Annotated in this window: 16 protein-coding genes and 2 riboswitches; of the genes, 9 read left to right on the top strand and 7 right to left on the bottom strand. The window is 69.4% G+C overall.

The genetic code is table 11. From position 1 onward, the window contains the following. Positions 1 to 4 precede the first annotated feature (4 nt). The 7 genes from RN901_RS01710 to RN901_RS01740 all read left to right on the top strand — a co-directional run bounded on the left by RN901_RS01710 (position 5) and on the right by RN901_RS01740 (position 7,782). Positions 5 to 1,639, top strand: a complete 1,635-nt coding sequence (locus RN901_RS01710) for a hypothetical protein (RefSeq protein ID WP_310755166.1) — start codon at positions 5 to 7, stop codon at positions 1,637 to 1,639. Between the two features lie 25 nt (positions 1,640 to 1,664). Continuing rightward, entirely contained in the window at positions 1,665 to 2,546 is an 882-nt protein-coding gene (locus tag RN901_RS01715; protein WP_310755168.1) for a PPK2 family polyphosphate kinase, read from the top strand. An 8-nt stretch (positions 2,547 to 2,554) separates the two neighbouring features. Then, a complete protein-coding gene (locus tag RN901_RS01720; RefSeq protein ID WP_310755170.1) occupies positions 2,555 to 3,382 on the top strand; it encodes a hypothetical protein in 828 nt (275 codons plus the stop codon). 105 nt (positions 3,383 to 3,487) lie between these two features. Beyond that, positions 3,488 to 4,624 (top strand): MBL fold metallo-hydrolase, encoded by a 1,137-nt coding sequence (locus RN901_RS01725; RefSeq protein WP_310755172.1) that lies wholly within the window; start codon positions 3,488 to 3,490, stop codon positions 4,622 to 4,624. Between the two features lie 26 nt (positions 4,625 to 4,650). After that, entirely contained in the window at positions 4,651 to 5,790 is a 1,140-nt protein-coding gene (locus tag RN901_RS01730) for an NAD-dependent epimerase/dehydratase family protein (RefSeq protein ID WP_310755174.1), read from the top strand. Positions 5,791 to 5,878: 88 nt separating this feature from the next. Next, the gene (gene soxC / locus RN901_RS01735; RefSeq protein WP_310755176.1) at positions 5,879 to 7,111 is read left to right on the top strand and encodes a sulfite dehydrogenase; all 1,233 of its coding nucleotides are present in this window, start codon (positions 5,879 to 5,881) and stop codon (positions 7,109 to 7,111) included. Next, positions 7,108 to 7,782 (top strand): hypothetical protein, encoded by a 675-nt coding sequence (locus tag RN901_RS01740; RefSeq protein ID WP_310755178.1) that lies wholly within the window; start codon positions 7,108 to 7,110, stop codon positions 7,780 to 7,782. The genes soxC and RN901_RS01740 overlap by 4 nt, the downstream gene beginning before the upstream one ends. Positions 7,783 to 7,791: 9 nt before the next feature. On the opposite strand, the gene RN901_RS01745 is transcribed toward RN901_RS01740, so the two are convergent. Further along, positions 7,792 to 8,079 (bottom strand): hypothetical protein, encoded by a 288-nt coding sequence (locus tag RN901_RS01745; RefSeq protein ID WP_310755180.1) that lies wholly within the window; start codon positions 8,077 to 8,079, stop codon positions 7,792 to 7,794. Positions 8,080 to 8,294: 215 nt separating this feature from the next. Here RN901_RS01745 and RN901_RS01750 point away from each other — a divergent pair, with 215 nt between their 5' ends. Further along, entirely contained in the window at positions 8,295 to 9,089 is a 795-nt protein-coding gene (locus RN901_RS01750; RefSeq protein WP_310755182.1) for an outer membrane beta-barrel protein, read from the top strand. 42 nt (positions 9,090 to 9,131) lie between these two features. Here RN901_RS01750 and RN901_RS01755 read toward each other — a convergent pair whose 3' ends face one another. The 6 genes from RN901_RS01755 to RN901_RS01780 form a co-directional block, all read right to left on the bottom strand. Then, positions 9,132 to 10,853 carry a sodium:solute symporter family protein gene (locus RN901_RS01755; RefSeq protein WP_310755184.1) on the bottom strand — a complete coding sequence of 574 codons (1,722 nt, stop codon included), beginning with the start codon at positions 10,851 to 10,853 and terminating at the stop codon, positions 9,132 to 9,134. Then, positions 10,850 to 11,143 (bottom strand): DUF4212 domain-containing protein, encoded by a 294-nt coding sequence (locus tag RN901_RS01760; protein ID WP_310755186.1) that lies wholly within the window; start codon positions 11,141 to 11,143, stop codon positions 10,850 to 10,852. Before RN901_RS01760 ends, RN901_RS01755 begins: the two co-directional genes overlap by 4 nt. Before the next feature lie 120 nt (positions 11,144 to 11,263). Then, on the bottom strand, positions 11,264 to 12,949 hold the full coding sequence (locus RN901_RS01765) for a hypothetical protein (protein ID WP_310755187.1): 1,686 nt from the start codon (positions 12,947 to 12,949) through the stop codon (positions 11,264 to 11,266). Between the two features lie 266 nt (positions 12,950 to 13,215). After that, positions 13,216 to 14,511 carry an O-acetylhomoserine aminocarboxypropyltransferase/cysteine synthase family protein gene (locus RN901_RS01770; RefSeq protein WP_310755189.1) on the bottom strand — a complete coding sequence of 432 codons (1,296 nt, stop codon included), beginning with the start codon at positions 14,509 to 14,511 and terminating at the stop codon, positions 13,216 to 13,218. Between the two features lie 84 nt (positions 14,512 to 14,595). After that, positions 14,596 to 15,669, bottom strand: a complete 1,074-nt coding sequence (asd, locus tag RN901_RS01775; protein WP_310755191.1) for an aspartate-semialdehyde dehydrogenase — start codon at positions 15,667 to 15,669, stop codon at positions 14,596 to 14,598. Beyond that, the gene (locus RN901_RS01780) at positions 15,660 to 16,469 is read right to left on the bottom strand and encodes a hypothetical protein (protein ID WP_310755192.1); all 810 of its coding nucleotides are present in this window, start codon (positions 16,467 to 16,469) and stop codon (positions 15,660 to 15,662) included. The genes asd and RN901_RS01780 overlap by 10 nt, the downstream gene beginning before the upstream one ends. Positions 16,470 to 16,536: 67 nt before the next feature. After that, a riboswitch (SAM riboswitch) is annotated at positions 16,537 to 16,653 on the bottom strand. Positions 16,654 to 16,773: 120 nt separating this feature from the next. Then, a riboswitch (SAM riboswitch) is annotated at positions 16,774 to 16,885 on the top strand. Between the two features lie 77 nt (positions 16,886 to 16,962). Here RN901_RS01780 and RN901_RS01785 point away from each other — a divergent pair. Next, positions 16,963 to 17,979, top strand: a complete 1,017-nt coding sequence (locus RN901_RS01785) for an alpha/beta fold hydrolase (protein WP_310755194.1) — start codon at positions 16,963 to 16,965, stop codon at positions 17,977 to 17,979. Positions 17,980 to 17,986: the final 7 nt, after the last annotated feature.

Below are 17,986 nucleotides of genomic sequence, written 5' to 3' on the forward strand. Positions count from 1 at the left end.
CGCGATGCGGCGACGCGATCTGATGTTGGCGGTGGGTCTGGCGGCGATGGTGGCCGGGTGTACGAGCGGGCAGCGGGAGGCGCCACGGATGGCGGGCGCCTCCATGGCCGGCGCCGCGCAGGCCGGCAACGGCGACGGCAACTCGACGCCGCTCTATGGCAATCTCGGCCCGCACCATCGCCCGATCACCACGCAGTCGAACAAGGCGCAGGCCTACTTCGACGAGGGCCTGCTCTTCATGTACGCCTTCGGCACCTCGATCGCCGAGGAGTCGTTCCGGGCCTCGCAGGCCGAGGATCCGGAGTGCGCCTCCTGCTACTGGGGCGAGGCGTGGTCGCTGGCGCCGTACCTGAACGGCGGCATGTCGCCCGGCAACGAGCGCTCGGCCCACGCCGCCATGCAGAAGGCGCAGGAGCACAAGGCGGGCGCGACCGAGGTCGAGCGGGCGCTGATCGACGCCTTCGCCGTGCGCTTCGAGGCCGACCCGGAGCGTTCGCGCCGCCGCATGCTCGACACGCTGTACGCCCGCGAGATGGACAAGGTCGCGGCGCGCTACCCGGACGACCTGGATGTGCTCACGCTGCAGGCCGAAGCCTGGATGCTGCTGCGCCCCCGCCGCGGGGATGTGGATCTCGAGGCGGAGGACGTGAAGAAGATCCGCCCCATCCTCGAGACCGTCCTGGCGCGCGACATCCGCCATCCCGGCGCCTGCCACCTCTACATCCACCTCGTGGAGGCGTCGCAGGACCCGGGCTTGGCCGAGGCGTGTTCGGACCACCTCGGAAGCCAGATCGCGGTGAGCCACATCCACCACATGCCGACGCACATCTACATGAACATCGGCCGCTGGGGCGATGCGGTGCGCGGCAACCAGCAGGCGTGGCACGCGGACCAGAAGGCCGCGCACGGCGGCCCCCCCGGCGTCTATCCCTCGCACAACCTGCACATGCTCCTCAACGCCGCGGTCATGGACGGGCAGAGCGCCGTCGCGATCCAGGCGGCGAAGGACCTGGCGGGGCACCGCGGGCCGTGGGCGGCGTACATCCCGCTCACCTACGCCGCGTTCGGCCGCTGGAGCGAGATCCTGGCGGGCGAGGGCCCGAAGTCCGACGAGGCGATGGAACTCGTCGCGTGGAGCTTCTCGCGCGGTCTCGCCTACCTCCGGATGGGGCACGTGGACGTCGCGCAGGATCACCTCGAGGAGATCGATGAGGTGCTCGGGGACGCCGATCCCTCCGCCACCTTCCGCTACAGCCCCCTCGCGGACGTCGTCGCGCTGCCGCGTTCGATTCTCGCGGGAGAAGTCCTCAACGCGCAGGGGAAGGCGGACGAGGCCGTCGCGGCGCTGAAGCACGGGATCGGGAAGGAGGACGGACTCATCTACTCCGAGCCGCGGGCGTGGCACATGCCGGTCCGGCATACGCTCGGCGCGATCCTGCTCGAAAACGACCGGGCCGCCGAGGGGGAGAAGGTGTACCGCGGAGCGCTCGAGGATCTGCCCAATCAAGGCTGGGCCTGGTTCGGTCTCATGCAGGCGCTCGAGGCGCAGGAGAAGACGGCGCAGGCGCAGGAAGCCCGGCGGGAGTTCGACCGTTACTGGGTCCGCGCCGACACCTGGCTGCGCAGCTCGAGGTTCTGACATTCGGCGCCCCGACCCGCTGGGCATGATCGACTTCTCGCCGCCCGAGAGTCCGTTCAGGATCAGCTACGACGGCGACTTCGACATCTCCCGTGCGGTGACGGCGCCACCCCCCGAGGCGCCCTCCGAGCGTGAGATGAGAAAGGAACTGAAGCGCACGGTACGCAGGATCTCGCGGCTCCAGCGGCGTCTGCACGCGCACCGCCACTACGCGGTGCTGCTGGTCTTCCAGGCGATGGACGCGGCGGGGAAGGACTCGACGCTGCGGGCGGTCATGACGGGCGTGAACCCGGCCGGCTTCCGGATCAACGCCTTCGAGGCGCCGTCCAACGAGGAGGCGAGGCACGACTTCCTGTGGCGCACGACGCGCCGCCTTCCCGAGAAGGGCCGGATCGGGATCTTCAACCGCAGCTACTACGAGGAAGTCCTCATCGTGCGGGTCCACCCCGAGTACCTCGATCGGCAGAAGCTGCCCCGCCGGCTGCCGATCCTGGAGCGCTGCGAGGAACGCTACCAGTCGATTCGCGACCACGAGGCGCACCTCGCGCGGAACGGGACCGTGATCCTGAAGTTCTGGCTCAACATCTCGAAGGAAGAGCAGGCCCGCCGCTTCCTCCGCCGCATCGACCGCCCCGACAAGAACTGGAAGTTCAGCCGCGCCGATATCGAGGAACGGCAGCACTGGGACGACTACATGGCCGCGTACGAGGACGCGATCAACGCGACCGCTCGCCCGTGGGCGCCATGGTACGCGATCCCGGCCGATTCGAAGCCTTGGATGCGGCTCCTCGTCGCCCAACTCGTGCGCGACCAGCTCGCCACCCTCGACCTCACCCATCCCGAGCTACCCGAAGACGAACGCGCCGAACTCCAGGGCTACCGCCAGCACCTCACCGCCGAACTTTGATCGAAACCATGCCGACCCGCCATCGCGCCTTTCTCGAGCGCGCGTTGGCTGCCGTCCCGGCGATCGACGGCATCGTCGGCCTGGCGGCGGGCGGGTCGTTCATCGCGGGCGAGATCGACGAGTTCTCGGACCTCGACTTCGTACTGGCGGTGGATCCGGAGGCGTGGCCGGAGATTCTCGAGCGGCAGCAGGCGATCGCCGCCGAACTCGATCCCTCGTTTCTGGCGGGATTCACCGGCGAGCATGTGGGAGAGCCGCGCCTGCTCGTGTGCCTCTACGGCCCTCCCCTCCTGCATGTGGATCTGAAGTTCGTGTCGCTCGACGACGCGCACGAACGGATCGAGGACCCGGTCATCCTGTGGGAGGTCGACGGCTGCCTGAGCGCCGCGTTCGCCCGCGCCGCCCCCCGCTACCCGGCCGCGGATCCGGACTGGATCGAGGATCGCTTCTGGATCTGGGCGCATTACGTCGCCGACAAGATCGAGCGGGGAGAGATCTTCGAGGCGCTGGATGGACTCACCTTTCTGCGAGCCGCAGTGCTGGGGCCGCTGGCGTTCCTCGGAGCCGGCGTCGAGGCCACGGGCGTGCGCCGGATCGAGGACCGCCTCCCCGCCTTCGCGACCGATCTCGAACGGACGATTGGAGGCGTCGACGCGGCGGCGTGCGTGGCCGCGCTCGAAGCCGCGATCGAACTCTACACCGAGCTTCGGGCGGCCGGCGGCGAGGGAGGCCACGGCGAAATGAGCCGCGGCGAAACGAGCGCCGTGGAGCGCGAGGTCCGTGACTATGTGGCATGGATTCGCGGCCGGCTCGGCCTCGGCGGCTCGCGCGGCTGATCGCCCTCCGGACGCACGTCGGATCGCCCGCGGGACATCTGTTCCGGGACCGACTCCGCCGACATCTTGCGAGCCTTGGCTCATCGCGCGCACCGAGAGGTTCTCATGACCGGCAGACGACATCGACCTGAGCACTTGCACGCCGAAGCGGTCCGCCGCCGGAGCGCGATTCCACCCACCCTTCTCGCGGGAATCTGGCTTTGTGTCGGTTGCGCGCCGGATAGCGGCGCAGGGGCGAGCGGTGAGGGCGGCGGAGCGGAGGAGGGCGGCGCGGCGACGACGGAAGCCGTCCACTTCGCGTTTACGGAGGTCGTGCCGGGGGTCTACCATGCGCGCGGTGCGAGCGACCTCGTCGTGGGATCGAACGCCGGCGTGGTCGTGAACGAGGCGGACGTGCTGCTCGTTGATTCCCACATTTCTCCCGCGGCGGCGAGCGCCCTCATCGAGGATCTGCGCTCGATCACCGACAACCCCGTGCGCTACGCCGCGAACACGCACTGGCACTTCGACCATGCGCACGGCAACCAGGTGTATCCGCCCGAAGTCGAGATCATCAGCCACGAGGCGACCCGGGCGGCGATCGCCGCGGGACGCTCGAACTCGGGCCGCTCCTACGAACTTTTCGTGGGATCGATCCCCAGGCGGATCGAGCAACTGGAAGCGAGGCTCGACACGATGACGGACGCGGCGGCGCGCGCGGAGGTGGAGGCCACGCTGGAGGCGCAGCGGACCTACTACGCGCAGTTGCAGGAGGTCGTCCCTACGGCCCCCAACACGACGCTCTCGGAGCGGCTCACGCTCTACCGCGGCGGACGCGAGATCCAGTTCCACTTCTTCGGGCGCGCCCACACGGAGGGCGACGTCATCGTCTACCTGCCGGATGACCGCGTGATCATCACCGGAGACATGCTCACGGCCGGTCTCCCCTACATGGGCGACGGGTACGTCGACGAGTGGGTCGAGACGCTCGACCGCGTGAAGGCGCTCGACTTCGACTGGATCATCCCCGGCCACGGCGAGCCGTACCGGGAGCGCGAGCGGATCGACCACCTGCAGGCCTACCTGCAGGACCTGTGGGACCAGTCCGTCGCGCTCCACAGCCAGGGGGTGAGCGCGGAGGACGCCGCGGGCCGCATCGACCTCACCGCACACGCCGACAACTTCGGCGGGATCGCCAGCCCGGGCGCGAATCCCGTTGCGGTGCTGCGGATCTTCGAACTGCTCGACGGCACCGCGAACTAAACACGCAATCAGACGGAGGAGTCACGATGTCCACCGATTCGAACCGGCGCGATTTTCTGAAGGTCACGGCTGCGGCGGGCGCCGCCCTCGGGCTCGGCGTCCCCGTCGGGGCGTGCTCGGGCCCGGCGGCCACGCCCCAGGCCTCGGGGAGCGGCGGGCGGCTGCTCATCCTGGGCGGAACCGGGTTCATCGGTCCCTACCAGGTTCGATCGGCGCTCGCGCAGGGCTTGGAGGTGACGATCTTCAACCGCGGCAGCCGCCCCGGCATGTTCGAGGGCGTCGAGGAACTCGTCGGAGACCGGAACGGGGACTTCGAGTCGCTGCGCGGCCGGACGTGGGACGTCGTCATCGACAACTCCACGGCCCGTCCCGACTGGGTGACGAGCATCGGGGAGTTCCTGCGCGACTCGGTGGAGTACTTCTACTACGTCTCTTCGCGCTCGGCGTACGCGAGCCACTCCACCGTGCCGATGACGGCGGATGTCCCGTCGTACACGTACGAGACGGCCGGCGTGGACCGCGCGACCTCCGACATCACGGATCTGCCGTACGGCCTCGCGAAGGCGGAGTCGGAGCGCGAGGCGATGCGGATCTTCCCCGACCGCTACGGGATCTTCCGCCCGGGTCTCATCATCGGACCCGACGACCCCACGGACCGCTTCACGTACTGGCCGGTGCGGATCCACCGCGGCGGCGAGGTGCTGTCTCCCGGCGACGGGACGGACCCGGTGCAGATCATCGACGTGCGTGACCTCGGCGACTTCATGGCGCTGTCCTCGGACCGCGGGCACACGGGCATCTTCAACCTCGTGGGCCCCGCGACGCCCCGGCCGATGGCGGAACTCCTGTACGGCATCCGGGCCGTCACGACGGCCGAGACGACGTTCACGTGGGTGCCGCGCGAGTTCCTCGCCGAGCGCGGCGTGCGGCCCTACGCCGAGATGCCGGTGTGGCGCCCTCCGACTCCGGGGTCGGAAGGGTTCGCGCGCTTCGACCTCTCCAACGAAGTCGCGCACGGGATGACGTTCCGCTCGCTGGCGGATACGACGCAGGCCACGCTGGACTTCCACTTCTCCCGGACGCCCGAGCGCCAGGCGGAGATGCGGCCGGGACTCTCCGCGGAGCGGGAGGCGGAGATCCTGCAGGAGTGGCACGCGTCGCGCTGACGGCGGCAACTGTGGTCGGCGCACACATGTAGATGGTGCGCGGGACGGGGCGGAGGTGGGGCGCGAGACCGACGGAAACGGAGGCGACGTGAACGACCGAGACGAAAGCTCCGGACTCACGCGGCGAGCCCTGATCGCCGGAGCCGCGGCGGCCGCCGGGGGCGCCATCACGGCGGGCGCGACGCGCGGACTGGTCCAGGAGGCGCCGGATCCGACGAAGGTGCCGGGCGCCCGTCCCGTCACGGTCGGGTCCCGGTCGCCGCACGAGGCCCCGGAGAAACTCCTGTCCGGTTCCATGGGCGGCTCCTCGCGGACGCCGCTCCAGGATCTGCACGGGATCATGACCCCGGCGGATCTCCACTTCGAGCGGCACCACCACGGGATCCCCTACATCGATCCCGCGACCTACCGCCTCCTCATCCACGGCATGGTCGACCGGCCCACCCTCTTCACGCTCGATGACCTGAAGCGCTTCCCGCAGGTCTCGAAGCTGCTCTTCATCGAGTGTTCGGGGAACGGCGGCGGCGCCTACGCTCCGTCGCCCAGCCCGCAGCACACGCCGCAGTCGGTGGACGGCCTGCTGAGCACGAGCGAGTGGTCCGGAGTCGCGCTCTCGACGCTGTTCGAGGAGGTCGGGGCGCATGCGGACGCGACGTGGTTCCTCGCCGAGGGATCGGACGCGGCGGTCATGGGCCGCAGCATCCCGATGGAGAAGGCGTGGGACGACGCGATGATCGCTTACGCCCAGAACGGCGAGGCGATCCGGCCCGAGCAGGGCTACCCCGCGCGGGTGTTCCTTCCCGGATGGGAGGGCAACGCGAGCGTGAAGTGGGTCCGGCGCATCGAGCTTTCCGACCGCCCCGCGATGTTCCGCGACGAGACGTCCAAGTACACGGATCCGCTGCCGGACGGGACGGCGCGGCAGTTCTCTTTCGTGATGGATGCGAAGTCGATCATCACGTACCCCACCTATCCGCGGCGGCTGCCGGGGCCCGGCTTTATCGAGATCACCGGCTACGCCTGGACCGGCCGGGGCCTCATCGAGCGCGTGGAAGTGAGCACGGACGGCGGCGACTCGTGGCACGACGCGGTGCTGCAGGAACCCGTGCTGCCGAAGTGCACGACGCGGTTCCGCCACGCCTGGGAGTGGGACGGCGGCCCGGCGCACCTGCTGAGCCGCGCCACCGACGAGACGGGCTACACGCAGCCGGTCCGGCAGCAGGTGCTCGACGCGCGCGGACCCGGCACCCGCTACCACTCCAACGCGATCCGGGGGTGGCGCGTGGCCGGCGACGGCTCGATCGAGTTCGCGCCGGTATGAGCCGCGCCAGCGTGGTCTCGCGGAGGCTGGCGATGGCGGCCCTCGTGCCGGCGCTGGCGGCCTGCGGCGCGGGCGACTCCGAGGGCGGCGCGGAGGTCGGCAGCGCCCCACCCGGCGCGGCTGCGGTCGCGACGACCGATCCGGGCGGCGGGACGCCCGGCCGGGCGGGCGTGACCGAGCCCCTGTACGGCTTCGGGACGCCCGCGACCGCGTCCCAGATCGCGGCGTGGGACATCGACATCGGTCCCGACGGCGCGGGCCTGCCTCCGGGGCGCGGCTCCGTGGCGGAAGGGCTGGAGGTGTGGGAGCGCCACCGCTGCATTCTCTGCCACGGGCCCACGGGGCGCGAAGGGCCGAACGACCTCCTCACGGGGCGCATCCCCGGAGACGAGTTCCCGTTCGCGAACGACCGCAGCCTGCGCTCCACCGTCGGCAACTACTGGCCCTACGCGACGACGCTGTTCGACTACACCCGCCGCGCCATGCCCTTTGACCTCCCGGGAACGATGACGGACGAAGAGGTCTACGCCGTGGTCGCGGCCATGCTCTACTTCAACGACCTCCTGCCCGCGGACGCCGTCGTCGACTCCGCGGTGGTCGTCGACACGCGCATGCCCGCCCGCGACCGCTTCGTCCCCGACAACCGAACCGGCGGCCCCACCATCCGCTGACCAACGCGCCTACACGAGTTCGATTCGGAGCCGTCGCCCGAGCGCCTCGGCAGCCCCTATCAGCGTGGCGAGTTGGATCCGATCGTTGCTCGGATCCAAGACCCGATCCAACTGGCTGCGGCTCGTGTTCATCTTTTGGGCCATCTGATTCTTGCTGAGGCGTTCCGTAGCCATGGCCTCCTTCAACTGCCACGCGATGACACGCTTGACGGCCGCCGCCGTCGTCTCCTCCAGCGTCCCTTGTTCCCGGAGATAATCCTCGAACGACGAACCGACGCCTCCTCTTTCCTCAACCATGAACGAACTCCCTTGCCCGCCTTCGTGCGATGTCCATCTCGGACTTCGGCACCGCTTAGGCGCTGACATGGTCCCTTGCCGGATGCGTGTACCTTATATGGTACAGGCCGTCAAGCGCGTCTCAACTAGTCCAGGGACATCGTCTTGCGCTGAGACTTAGCGGCCCGACTCTTGAAGCCAACCCTCGATCTCCAATGACCCAGGGACACCCCTCCATGAATGACACGAACCTCGTCGGACGTGCGCTCGCCTCGGCGCTCATGAGCCTGCTGGCGATCATGGCAGTGGCGGGCGTTGCGCAGGCGCAGGACGGCTCGGACGGCTCCGGTCAGGCGGAAAGCTACATCGGCGCGTTCGCGGGACTTGGCTCGCTGGACGTTCGCATGACCGACCTCAACGGCTTTACGGGGTCGAACGGCGTCCCCGGCCAGGCGTTCGAGTACGACGGCGCCGGACTCGCGGTCGGTGTCGTGGCGGGGCGGTACTTCCACCTGGGGCGCCTGCGGCTCCTGTTCGAGGCGGACGGGGCGTTCAGCGGCGTGTCGGCGACCCCCGGACAACTGGATCCGGCCGGCATGGATGAAACGGCGGCGGCGGAGCTGCGTTGGGCCGGGACGGCGCGCATCGGCCTTCGGAGGTCCCTCGGCCGCGTCGGCCTATTCGTCGCCGGCGGCGTGTCGGTGGCCGGATTCTCCAACTCGTTCACCGATCTCGACCCGGGAACGGACAGCCGCCTGCAGTTGGACCCCGACGATTCCTTCGACGAGCGGCCGACGCGGGTCGGATGGGTCGCCGGGGCCGGCATCGAAATGCCGGTGGCGGGTGCCTGGACCCTCCGACTCGAAGGCCTCTACAACGATTTCGGCGAGACCATCCACCAGGCGGAGAACCGGCGTGACGTCAACGCCGGCGTCTGCGGACCGGCCGGGCTGCCGAGCCCCTGCCGCTACGGCTTCGACCAGCGGCTCGCGCTCCTCCGTCTCGTCCTCGTGCGCCGTCTCGGCCGCTGATCGCCGTGCGGCCCCGAGGCTCCCGCCCGACCCGCCGACGCGTCAGCCGCTGATCTCGTGTGCCTCGCCGGCGCCCCGCGGCAGCCGGATCCGCTCGACCAGCCGCTGCGCCTCCGGCGGGGGCGCCGGCGTGAAGCGGGACACGACGATCGCCACCGCGAAGTTCACCGCCATCCCGATGGACCCGATGCCTTCGGGTGAGATTCCGAACCACCAGTTCTCCGCCACGTTGGCGGCCGGGTTCACGAACTTGAAGTAGACGATGTAGGCGGCGGTGAGCGTGATCCCGCACAGCATGCCCGCGATCGCCCCCTCTCGGTTGAGCCGCTTCGAGAAGATGCCGAGGATGATGACGGGGAAGAACGACGACGCCGCGAGCCCGAACGCGAACGCGACGACCTCCGCCACGAAGCCCGGCGGGTTGATGCCGAGGTATCCGGCCACGAGGACGGCGAGTCCGGCGCTCACCCGCGCCGCGATCAGTTCTCCGTGTTCGCTGATGTCCGGCCGCCAGTTGCGCTTCAGCAGATCGTGGCTGATCGCCGCCGAGAGCACGAGCAGCAGTCCGGCCGCCGTCGAGAGCGCCGCCGCCAGTCCGCCCGCCGCCACGAGCCCCACCACCCAGTTCGGCAGCCGGGCGATCTCCGGATTCGCGAGCACCATGATGTCGCGGTCGATCGTGAGCTCGTTCTGCACGGGAGCACCCGCGGCGTCCACCGCCTCCGGTCCCACGTACTGGATCAGCCCGTCCCCGTTGTGGTCCTCGTACGAGATCAATCCCGTCGCCTCCCACTTCGTGAACCACTCCGGCATCTCCGCGTACGGCTGGTCCGTCACCGTGTTGAGCAGGTTCGTCCGCGCGAACACCGCCACCGCCGGCGCCGCCGTGTACAGCAGCGCGATGAACACGAGCGCCCAGCCCACGCTGATCCGCGCGTCCCGCACCCGTGGCACCGTATAGAAGCGGATGATTACGTGCGGCAGCCCCGCCGTCCCCACCATGAGCGCGGCCGTGATCGCCAGCACGTCGAGCGTCGACTTCGTGCCGTCCGTGTAGGCCGCGAACCCAAGCTCCTGGTGCAGGCCGTTCAGGCGGTCGAGCAGGAACGTCCCCGTCTCCTGCTCCGCCGCGCCGAGCCCGATCTGGGGAATCGGAATCCCCGTGACCAGCATCGACAGGAAGATCGCCGGCACCATGTACGCGAAGATGAGCACGCAGTACTGCGCCACCTGCGTGTAGGTGATCCCCTTCATCCCCCCGAGCACCGCGTAGAAGAAGACGATCCCCATCCCGATGACCACGCCCCAGACGATGTCGATCTCCAGAAAGCGGCTGAACACGATCCCCACGCCGCGCATCTGGCCCGCGACGTAGGTGAAGGAGACGAAAATCGCGCAGATCACGGCCACGACCCGCGCCGTCTGGGAGTAGTAGCGCTCGCCCACGAAGTCCGGGACGGTGAAGGCCCCGAACTTCCGCAGATACGGGGCGAGGAGCAGCGCCAGGAGCACGTAGCCGCCCGTCCAGCCCATGAGGTAGACGGAGCCGTCGTAGCCCAGGAAGGAGATGATCCCGGCCATCGAGATGAAGGAGGCGGCCGACATCCAGTCCGCCGCCGTCGCCATCCCGTTGGCGAGGGGATGAACCCCTTTGCCCGCGACGTAGAACTCGCTCGTGGAATGGGCCCGCGACCAGATCGCGATCCCGATGTAGAGTGCGAACGAAAGCCCGACGAGCGTCGCCGTCCACTGGAGAACCGTCATGCCGCGCCCTCCTCGTCACGCTCGTCGACGTCGAACTCCCGGTCGAGCCGGTTCATGAGGAAGACGTAGACGAAGATGAGGACGACGAAGACGTAGATCGCGCCCTGCTGCGCGAACCAGAACCCGAGCGGGAAGCCGGTCCCCGGGATCCGGACCGCGTCGAGCGCGTCCGCGAACACGATCCCGGCGCCGTAGGACACCAGAGCCCAGATCGCGAGAAGGATCCCCACATAACGGAGATTGCGGCGCCAGTACGCCAGATGATCGCGGCCTGCTGCGGGTCGATTCATGGGTCTCCCAGCGTGCGGGTCCGAACTTCCACGGGCTGCCAGGACTTCACTTCAGCGACGCCCAAGGCTGCGGCCCGGCTGGGCGGCGCGCCAGTGTAACGCCTCGCGCAGCGACGGCGGCTACCAGAACACGCCGAACACGAGCCAGGCCGAGATGGCGGCGAGAACTCCCGTGTAGAGCGCCGGGCTGGCCAGCAGCGGCACGCGTTCGCTGAAGGGGTGGAGGCGGATCGGACCGAGTTCGCCGGAACTCTTCGCCAGCCAGTCGTCGGCGCGCGGGGCCGACGCATCGCCGCCGCCCGCCCCGATACCGGCCGTCCCGCGCCAGCGCGGGAGCAGCGCCGCGAAGGCGCAGCCGGCGGCCGTGAAAGCCACGGCCCACACGAACGCCTCCCACTGTCCGGTCAGCCAGGAAGGCAGCCACGAGATGTCGATGACCTCGCGATCCACGAAGCCGATGACGCCGTACAGCCCTCCGGTGGCGAGACCGGCCATCCCCACCCGCCGGTTCGAGCGCGTGACGGCGCCGACGAGGTAGACGATGAGAAGCGGCGTGACGAAGACGGACGTGACCGAGCGGAAGGCGGCGAGCATCGTCGGCGCGCGCAGGATCAGCGGCAGGTAGGCGAACCCCAGGACCAGGATCGCGACCGTCGCGATGCGTCCCACGCGGAGGTAGTGGGCGTCGTCCCGCTCCCGCGAGATGAAGCGCGCGTAGATGTCGCGCGTGAAGACGGCCGACATCGACGAGCCCATCGAATCGAAGGTGCTCACCGCGGCGCTCACCACGCCGGCCACCACGAGTCCCTTGGCGCCGATCCCGAGATAGGTGGAGATCAGGTGCGGGTACATTTCGTCGGGCCGGGCGAAGTCCGGGAACTGCGCCCGCCCGAAGAGCCCGAGCATGTCCGTGAAGAGCAGGATGACGAGGCTCACGCCGGCTCCCAGGACGCCGGCCATCTTCATGTCCCACAGCGAGCGGGCGCCCATCATCCGCTGGGTGGACGTGTGGCTCACCGTCCACCAGCCGGAGGAGATGAGAATCCACGCGATGAAGATGACGGCCGGCGACGTGGTCCCGTCCCGTCCCCGGAAGGCGCCCACGTGGACCAGGTCCGCGGCGGCGAGGCCCGGCGCGAGTCCCTCGGCTGTCGTCCCCAGGCCTTCCAGTTGCGCAACCATCGCGTCCCAGCCGCCCACGGCCTGCCAGACGGCGATGCACACCGCGAGACCTCCCGCCATCACGAGCACGCTCTGCAGCACGTCCGTCGCGACGACCGCCCGCAACCCGCCCACGGCGGTGTAGACGCCCGACAGGACGACGAGCGATACGATGAGCGCCCAGGACAGTTCCGGTCTCAGTCCGCCGACCCCCACCAGGGTGAGATGGACGGACCAGATCATGAGCCCCAGCACGGAGGTCCGGTACTGGATCTGGATCAGCGCGCCGAGGACGCGCGTCCCCGGACCGAAGCGGTGCTCGAGGTACTCGGAGTTGGTGTACAGTCCGGCCCGGTAGATGGCGGGGACGATCACGAACGTGGCGATCGTCACCCCGATGAGTCCGCCGAACGTGTGCGCGGAGAGGAAATGCAGGCCCTCGCTCGCGATCGTCCCCGTGGCCGACACGAACTCCGAGTTGTCCATGTTGGTCGCGAAGAGGGACAGGCCGACGGCCCACCACGGCAGCGCTCTCGAACTCAGGAACCACTCGCCGCTCGTGGAGGTGCCGCGCGCGCGGCGCAGCCCGTAGGCGATGATCGCACCGTTCAGTCCGAGGACGATCAGCCAGTCCAGGGCGCTCAAGGGATGGAGACGCTCCTGTCGTGAGGTTGCCGCGGTCGGGCAAAGTGTCGTGTCCCGGAAATACCCCGGCTATTCGAGCGCCGATGCATCCGGCTCCGCGGCGTTGCTCCTCCTCGAAATGACGCTGCCATTCCTCGTCGGAGCGCCTAGCGGAATCCGGCGCCTCGGCACTCTCGGTAGCTCGTGTATTTCCGGGACACGACACTGGGCGTCCGCTACCGTAGCCGGCGCCCCGCCCGACGGTCAACGGCGGCCGCTCGGGTCGGTCATGCGGCGGCCGGCCGGGCCGGCAATGCTGCCGCCAGCGCGCGGTCGAGATCCTCGACGATGTCGTCGATGTGCTCGATGCCGACGGAGAGCCGGATCGTCTCCGGACGCACGCCCACGCTGAGCTGCTCTTCCTCGGTGAGCTGCCGGTGCGTCGTGGACGCCGGGTGGCACGCCAGCGACTTCGCATCCCCGATGTTCACGAGCCGCTTGAACAGCTCGAGCGCGTCGTAGAACTTCACGCCCGCCTCGAAGCCGCCCTTCACCCCGAAGGTCAGGATCCCCGAAGCCCGGCCGCCCAGGTACTTCAGGGCCAGCTCGTGGTACGGATCGCCCGGCAATCCGGCGTAGCTCACCCACTCCACGGCCGGGTGGTCCTTCAGGTGCTTCGCCACGGCCAGCGCGTTCTCGGAGTGGCGCTCGATGCGGAGGTTCAGCGTCTGGATCCCCTGGATGATCTGGAACGCGTTGAAGGGCGAAATCGCCGACCCGGTGTTCCGCAACGGCACCGTGCGCGCCCGACCGATGTACGCGGCCGGCCCCAGCGCCTCCGTGTAGACGACCCCGTGGTAGCTGGGTTCCGGCGTCGTGAACTGCGGATAACGGATCTCGTGCTCCTCCCACGGGAATTTCCCGGAATCGACGATGGCGCCGCCGAGTGAGTTGCCGTGGCCGCCGATGTACTTCGTCAGCGAATGCACCACGATGTCGAACCCGTGTTCGATCGGCTTGAGGAGCGCGGGCGTGGCGACCGTGTTGTCCACGATGGTGGCGACTCCGTGGGCGTGCGCCACGTCGGCCACCGCCGCGAGGTCTACGATGTTGCCCGCCGGGTTCCCGATGCTCTCGACGAACACCGCCTTCGTGCGGGCATCGATCAGCTTGGCCAGATCGTCCGGGCCGTCGCCTTCGGCGAAGCGCACTTCGATCCCCAGCTGCGGCAGCATGTGGGCGAAGAGCGTGTACGTGCCGCCGTACAACTGGGGCACCGAGACGATGTTGTCCCCCGCGGCGGCGAGATTGAGGATGGAGTAGTTGACCGCTGCGCTGCCGGAGGAGAGCGCCAGCGACGCCAGCCCGCGCTCGAGCTGGGCAATCCGCTCCTCCAGCACGGCCTGCGTGGGGTTCATGATGCGGGAGTAGATGTTTCCCTCGACCTCGAGGTTGAAGAGGTCCGCGCCGTGCTGCGCGTCGTCGAACTCGTACGCCACGGTCTGGTACAGCGGCACCGCGACGGCGTGCGTGGTGGGCTCGGACTCGTATCCGAGGTGAATCGCTACTGTTTCGTCTCTCATTGGTCTCAACCCTTTCGTGAGATCGATTGCGACTGGATCAGGCCCGAACGCCGGGCCGTGAACTTCCGTGTACCTGGCCGATGCTCATCGGTGCGGAACCCGGATCGGGGTGCCTCGCGCGTCAGCGGACTCTCGCGCGAGACACAACTCGGCATTGAGCAAACAGGCGCCGGCGGCGCCCCGGATGCCGTTGTGCGAGACCACGGTCATCGCGAGGTCGTGTGGCGGCGCGGCACGAATCCTTCCGACGCTCGCCGCCATCCCTCCGGCCGCGCCGATGTCCAGGCGCGGCTGTGGACGGTCGGGCTCCGACCGCACGATGAGCGGTCGCTCGGGAAGCGAAGGCAGACCCGGCAGGGATGGCGGGCCTCTGAACTCGGCGAGCGCCCGCGCGGCGTCCCCGGGACTCGCGGGCGATGCGAGCTTCAGAAAGACGTTCGCGGTGTGGCCGTCGAGCACCGGTACGCGGTTGACGCTCGCCGCCACGGGAATATCGGTCCCCAGGATCTTGTTGAGTTCGGGACCGATCTTCTCCTCTTCGCCCGGGATCCAGGGAATGGCGTTCCCTCCGATCTGAACGGAGCCGATCCCGTGGAGCCCGGCGCCGGTGACGGCCTGCAGCGTGACGATCGTGGCCGACTCGATGCCGAAAGTCTCCTGGATGGGAGCCAGCGCCAACGCCAGCCCCGCGACCACGCAGTTCGGGTTGGCGACGAGGCGGCCCCCCCGCTCCGACCACGGCTGGGTCGCCGTGAGAGTCAGGGCCTGCGGGTTCACCTCCGGCACCAACAGCGGCACGTCCGCTCGCAGCCGGTGCGCCGAGGCGTTGGTGCATACGGTGTGCCCCGCTTCGGCGAGCGACGGTTCGAGCCGGTGCGCCACGCGCGAAGGGAGCGCGGAGAGCACGAGCCGGCAGGGCGGCCGCTCGACCGCCATGCGCAGGGGCAGCGGAACAGCCTCCGCGGGAGGATCTCCTCCGAGACTCCACCGGACCACGTCGCCGTACCTCTCGCCCGCATGCGTCTCGGACGCGGCGACCGCCGCAAGCCGGAGCGTCGGGTGGCCGTCCAGCATCCGAACGAGCCGCTGCCCGACGATCCCGGTCGCGCCCAGGACGGCCACGGGCACGCGTTCATTCGACGGATGGGTCAGGCGCATCGGGCACGCTCCTCTCCGCCATGGCCGGTGTCGGGCGGCGGGTCGTTTCTGCCGACCCAGGTGCCCGTGCCGCCTGGAGCCGCCACCCTGAAGGCGACCCGGTGCCGCTCGGCGAAGCTCAGCGCCCGGTCCTGAACGACTCCGGCGCCCGTTCGCCGGGCCTCGCTCCACGATGTCCGGCGGATCGGCTTGACGTGCGGGAACCGTTTCGGGTCGGCCGGGAAGATCCCATCCACATCCTTCACGAGACGGACTTCCGCCGCGCCGAGCGCGTGTGCGAGGAAAAGCGCCGTAAGGTCCGAGCCTCCCCGCCCGAGCAGCGACGTGATGCCCGTGGCGTCGACGCCCACGAATCCGGGAAGGACGATCACGTCGTGCGTGGCCAGGGCCGTCTCGATCGCCCGAGCGTCCACGTCCACCGGCTCGGCGGCCCCGAGCGGCCCCCGGGTGCGGATCGGCAGGCGCGAGAACGACATGCCCACCGCACGCACGCGCCCCGTCACCAGGGCGAGGTGCAGCAGGGCGACGGACGCTTCCTCCCCGGGCGCGAGGAGAGATCCGATGAGGTCGTCCGGGAGCGAGGGCGCAACTTCGCGCGCCGCGGAAAGAAGATCGTCGGTGGTGTCCCCCATGGCCGACACGACGGCAACGACCTTCGCGCCGGCGGCGACTTCAGCCCGGATCTCCTCGACCGCCAGCCGGTATGCGGCCGGATGCGCCAGCACGGATGAACCGAATTTGAGTACGTGAACGCGGCGAACTTCGCGCAATGAAACGCCTCCCCCCGAGTCTCGATTCACGCTCAGCGGACTCCGGAGAAGCGACGCCCTGGGAACTGCAGCTGCCGTGCAATGAAGCGCGGCGGGCGACTCATCTACCAACGGATTACATCCGTCGCAGGAGTTGGCACATCAGTGGAAGAGCCACCTTCCACAGGTTGCCCCGGTGTCTTCGGGCCTGTCCCTCGACCGGTCTCGATGAGCGTTGTGGGCGCGGAGGCTACAGGGTCGTGGGCGGCGCGTCAAGTTTTGGCGGGCGAAGCCGGGCGAGAGGCGCCGCGCGTGTTTCTTGACCGCCGTTGCCGGACCCATTAGGGTCGGCCGCTACTCATCGAGACCGGCTGAGGGACGGGCCCTTTGAAGCCGGGGCAACCGGGGCGCAACGCCCAGCGGTGCCAACTCCTGCGGACCCCGAACACGGGTCCGAGAGATGAGCGTCGGACCCGCACGGTCGGTCGGCTGCTCCGGAGTTGGCGTCGCGAACCACAGACGCGAGCCGAAACGGAGACACAGCTTGAACGCCGTACTGCCGGAGGGTCGGAGGGGCGCCGTCGCGATGCCGGCGGCGTGGAGACCGGAACTGGAGGCCGGGATCGACGCCTGCTTCCGGGTGCGCTACGAACTCGCCGGACCCGAGGGCGCCCCGCTGCTCGTCGCGATGGGGGGGATCTCCGCCGACCGCCACGTCTGCGCCAACGCCCTGGACCCCGCGCCCGGCTGGTGGAGGAAGCTGGCGGGCCCGGGTCTGGCCATCGACACGAACCGCTGGCGGCTGCTCGCGATCGACTTCCTCGGATCTCCCGGGACGTTCGAGTCGCCGGATCGGATCCATCTCACGCCCGGAGACCAGGCGGACGCCGTCGCGGTCGCGCTGCGCCACCTCGGTGTCGAACGGGCCCACCGCATGCTGGGCGCCTCCTACGGCGGCATGGTCGCGCTGGCGATGGGGATCCGCCATCCCGCCCGCCTCGACGGCGTCGTGCTGATCGGCGCGGCGCACCGCGGCCATCCCCAGGCCATCGGAATCCACGCGGTGCAGCGCTGGATCGTCGAGTTCGCGCTCCGGCACGGCCGGGGGAGCGAAGGCGTGGCGCTCGCCAGGGCGCTGGCGTTCACGACCTACAAGTCCGCGGAAGGGCTCGACGCCCGCTTCCCGCACGACTGGGAGTGGGAGGATGGCGCCCCGGTCTACGCCGTCGGCCGCTACCTGGAGAAACAGGGACGGGAGTTCGCGGAACGGTTCGAGGCGGAGACCTATCTGACGCTGTCGGCTTCGGTCGACCTGTGCGACCTGCGTCCGGACGAACTCGGCGTCCCCGCCTGGCTCATCGGGTGGGAGGAGGACACGCTGGTCCCGCCCTGGCTGCTCCTGGAGACCGCAGGCCGGATCGGCGCGCCTTCTCGCCTGCGGATTCTGAACTCCGACGCGGGCCACGACGCCTTCCTGCTCCACGCGCCCGACTACGAGGAAGCCCTGAGGGAGAGTCTCTTCGCGACGGAACCGCAGGCCCTCGCGGGCTCAGCCGGATGACTCGCGG

The organism is Candidatus Palauibacter soopunensis, from assembly GCF_947581735.1.
Classification (GTDB): Bacteria; Gemmatimonadota; Gemmatimonadetes; order Palauibacterales; family Palauibacteraceae; genus Palauibacter; species Palauibacter soopunensis.

Bases quoted from the DNA above. Each gene is read 5' to 3' on its own strand.
- RN901_RS01730 (WP_310755174.1), top strand. From the start codon at position 4,651: ATGTCCACCGATTCGAACCGGCGCGATTTTCTGAAGGTCACGGCTGCG.
- RN901_RS01715 (WP_310755168.1), top strand. From the start codon at position 1,665: ATGATCGACTTCTCGCCGCCCGAGAGTCCGTTCAGGATCAGCTACGAC.
- RN901_RS01745 (WP_310755180.1), bottom strand. From the start codon at position 8,079: ATGGTTGAGGAAAGAGGAGGCGTCGGTTCGTCGTTCGAGGATTATCTC.
- RN901_RS01755 (WP_310755184.1), bottom strand. From the start codon at position 10,853: ATGACGGTTCTCCAGTGGACGGCGACGCTCGTCGGGCTTTCGTTCGCA.
- RN901_RS01740 (WP_310755178.1), top strand. From the start codon at position 7,108: ATGAGCCGCGCCAGCGTGGTCTCGCGGAGGCTGGCGATGGCGGCCCTC.
- asd (WP_310755191.1), bottom strand. From the start codon at position 15,669: ATGCGCCTGACCCATCCGTCGAATGAACGCGTGCCCGTGGCCGTCCTG.
- RN901_RS01720 (WP_310755170.1), top strand. From the start codon at position 2,555: ATGCCGACCCGCCATCGCGCCTTTCTCGAGCGCGCGTTGGCTGCCGTC.
- RN901_RS01710 (WP_310755166.1), top strand. From the start codon at position 5: ATGCGGCGACGCGATCTGATGTTGGCGGTGGGTCTGGCGGCGATGGTG.
- RN901_RS01770 (WP_310755189.1), bottom strand. From the start codon at position 14,511: ATGAGAGACGAAACAGTAGCGATTCACCTCGGATACGAGTCCGAGCCC.
- RN901_RS01760 (WP_310755186.1), bottom strand. From the start codon at position 11,143: ATGAATCGACCCGCAGCAGGCCGCGATCATCTGGCGTACTGGCGCCGC.
- RN901_RS01725 (WP_310755172.1), top strand. From the start codon at position 3,488: ATGACCGGCAGACGACATCGACCTGAGCACTTGCACGCCGAAGCGGTC.
- RN901_RS01750 (WP_310755182.1), top strand. From the start codon at position 8,295: ATGAATGACACGAACCTCGTCGGACGTGCGCTCGCCTCGGCGCTCATG.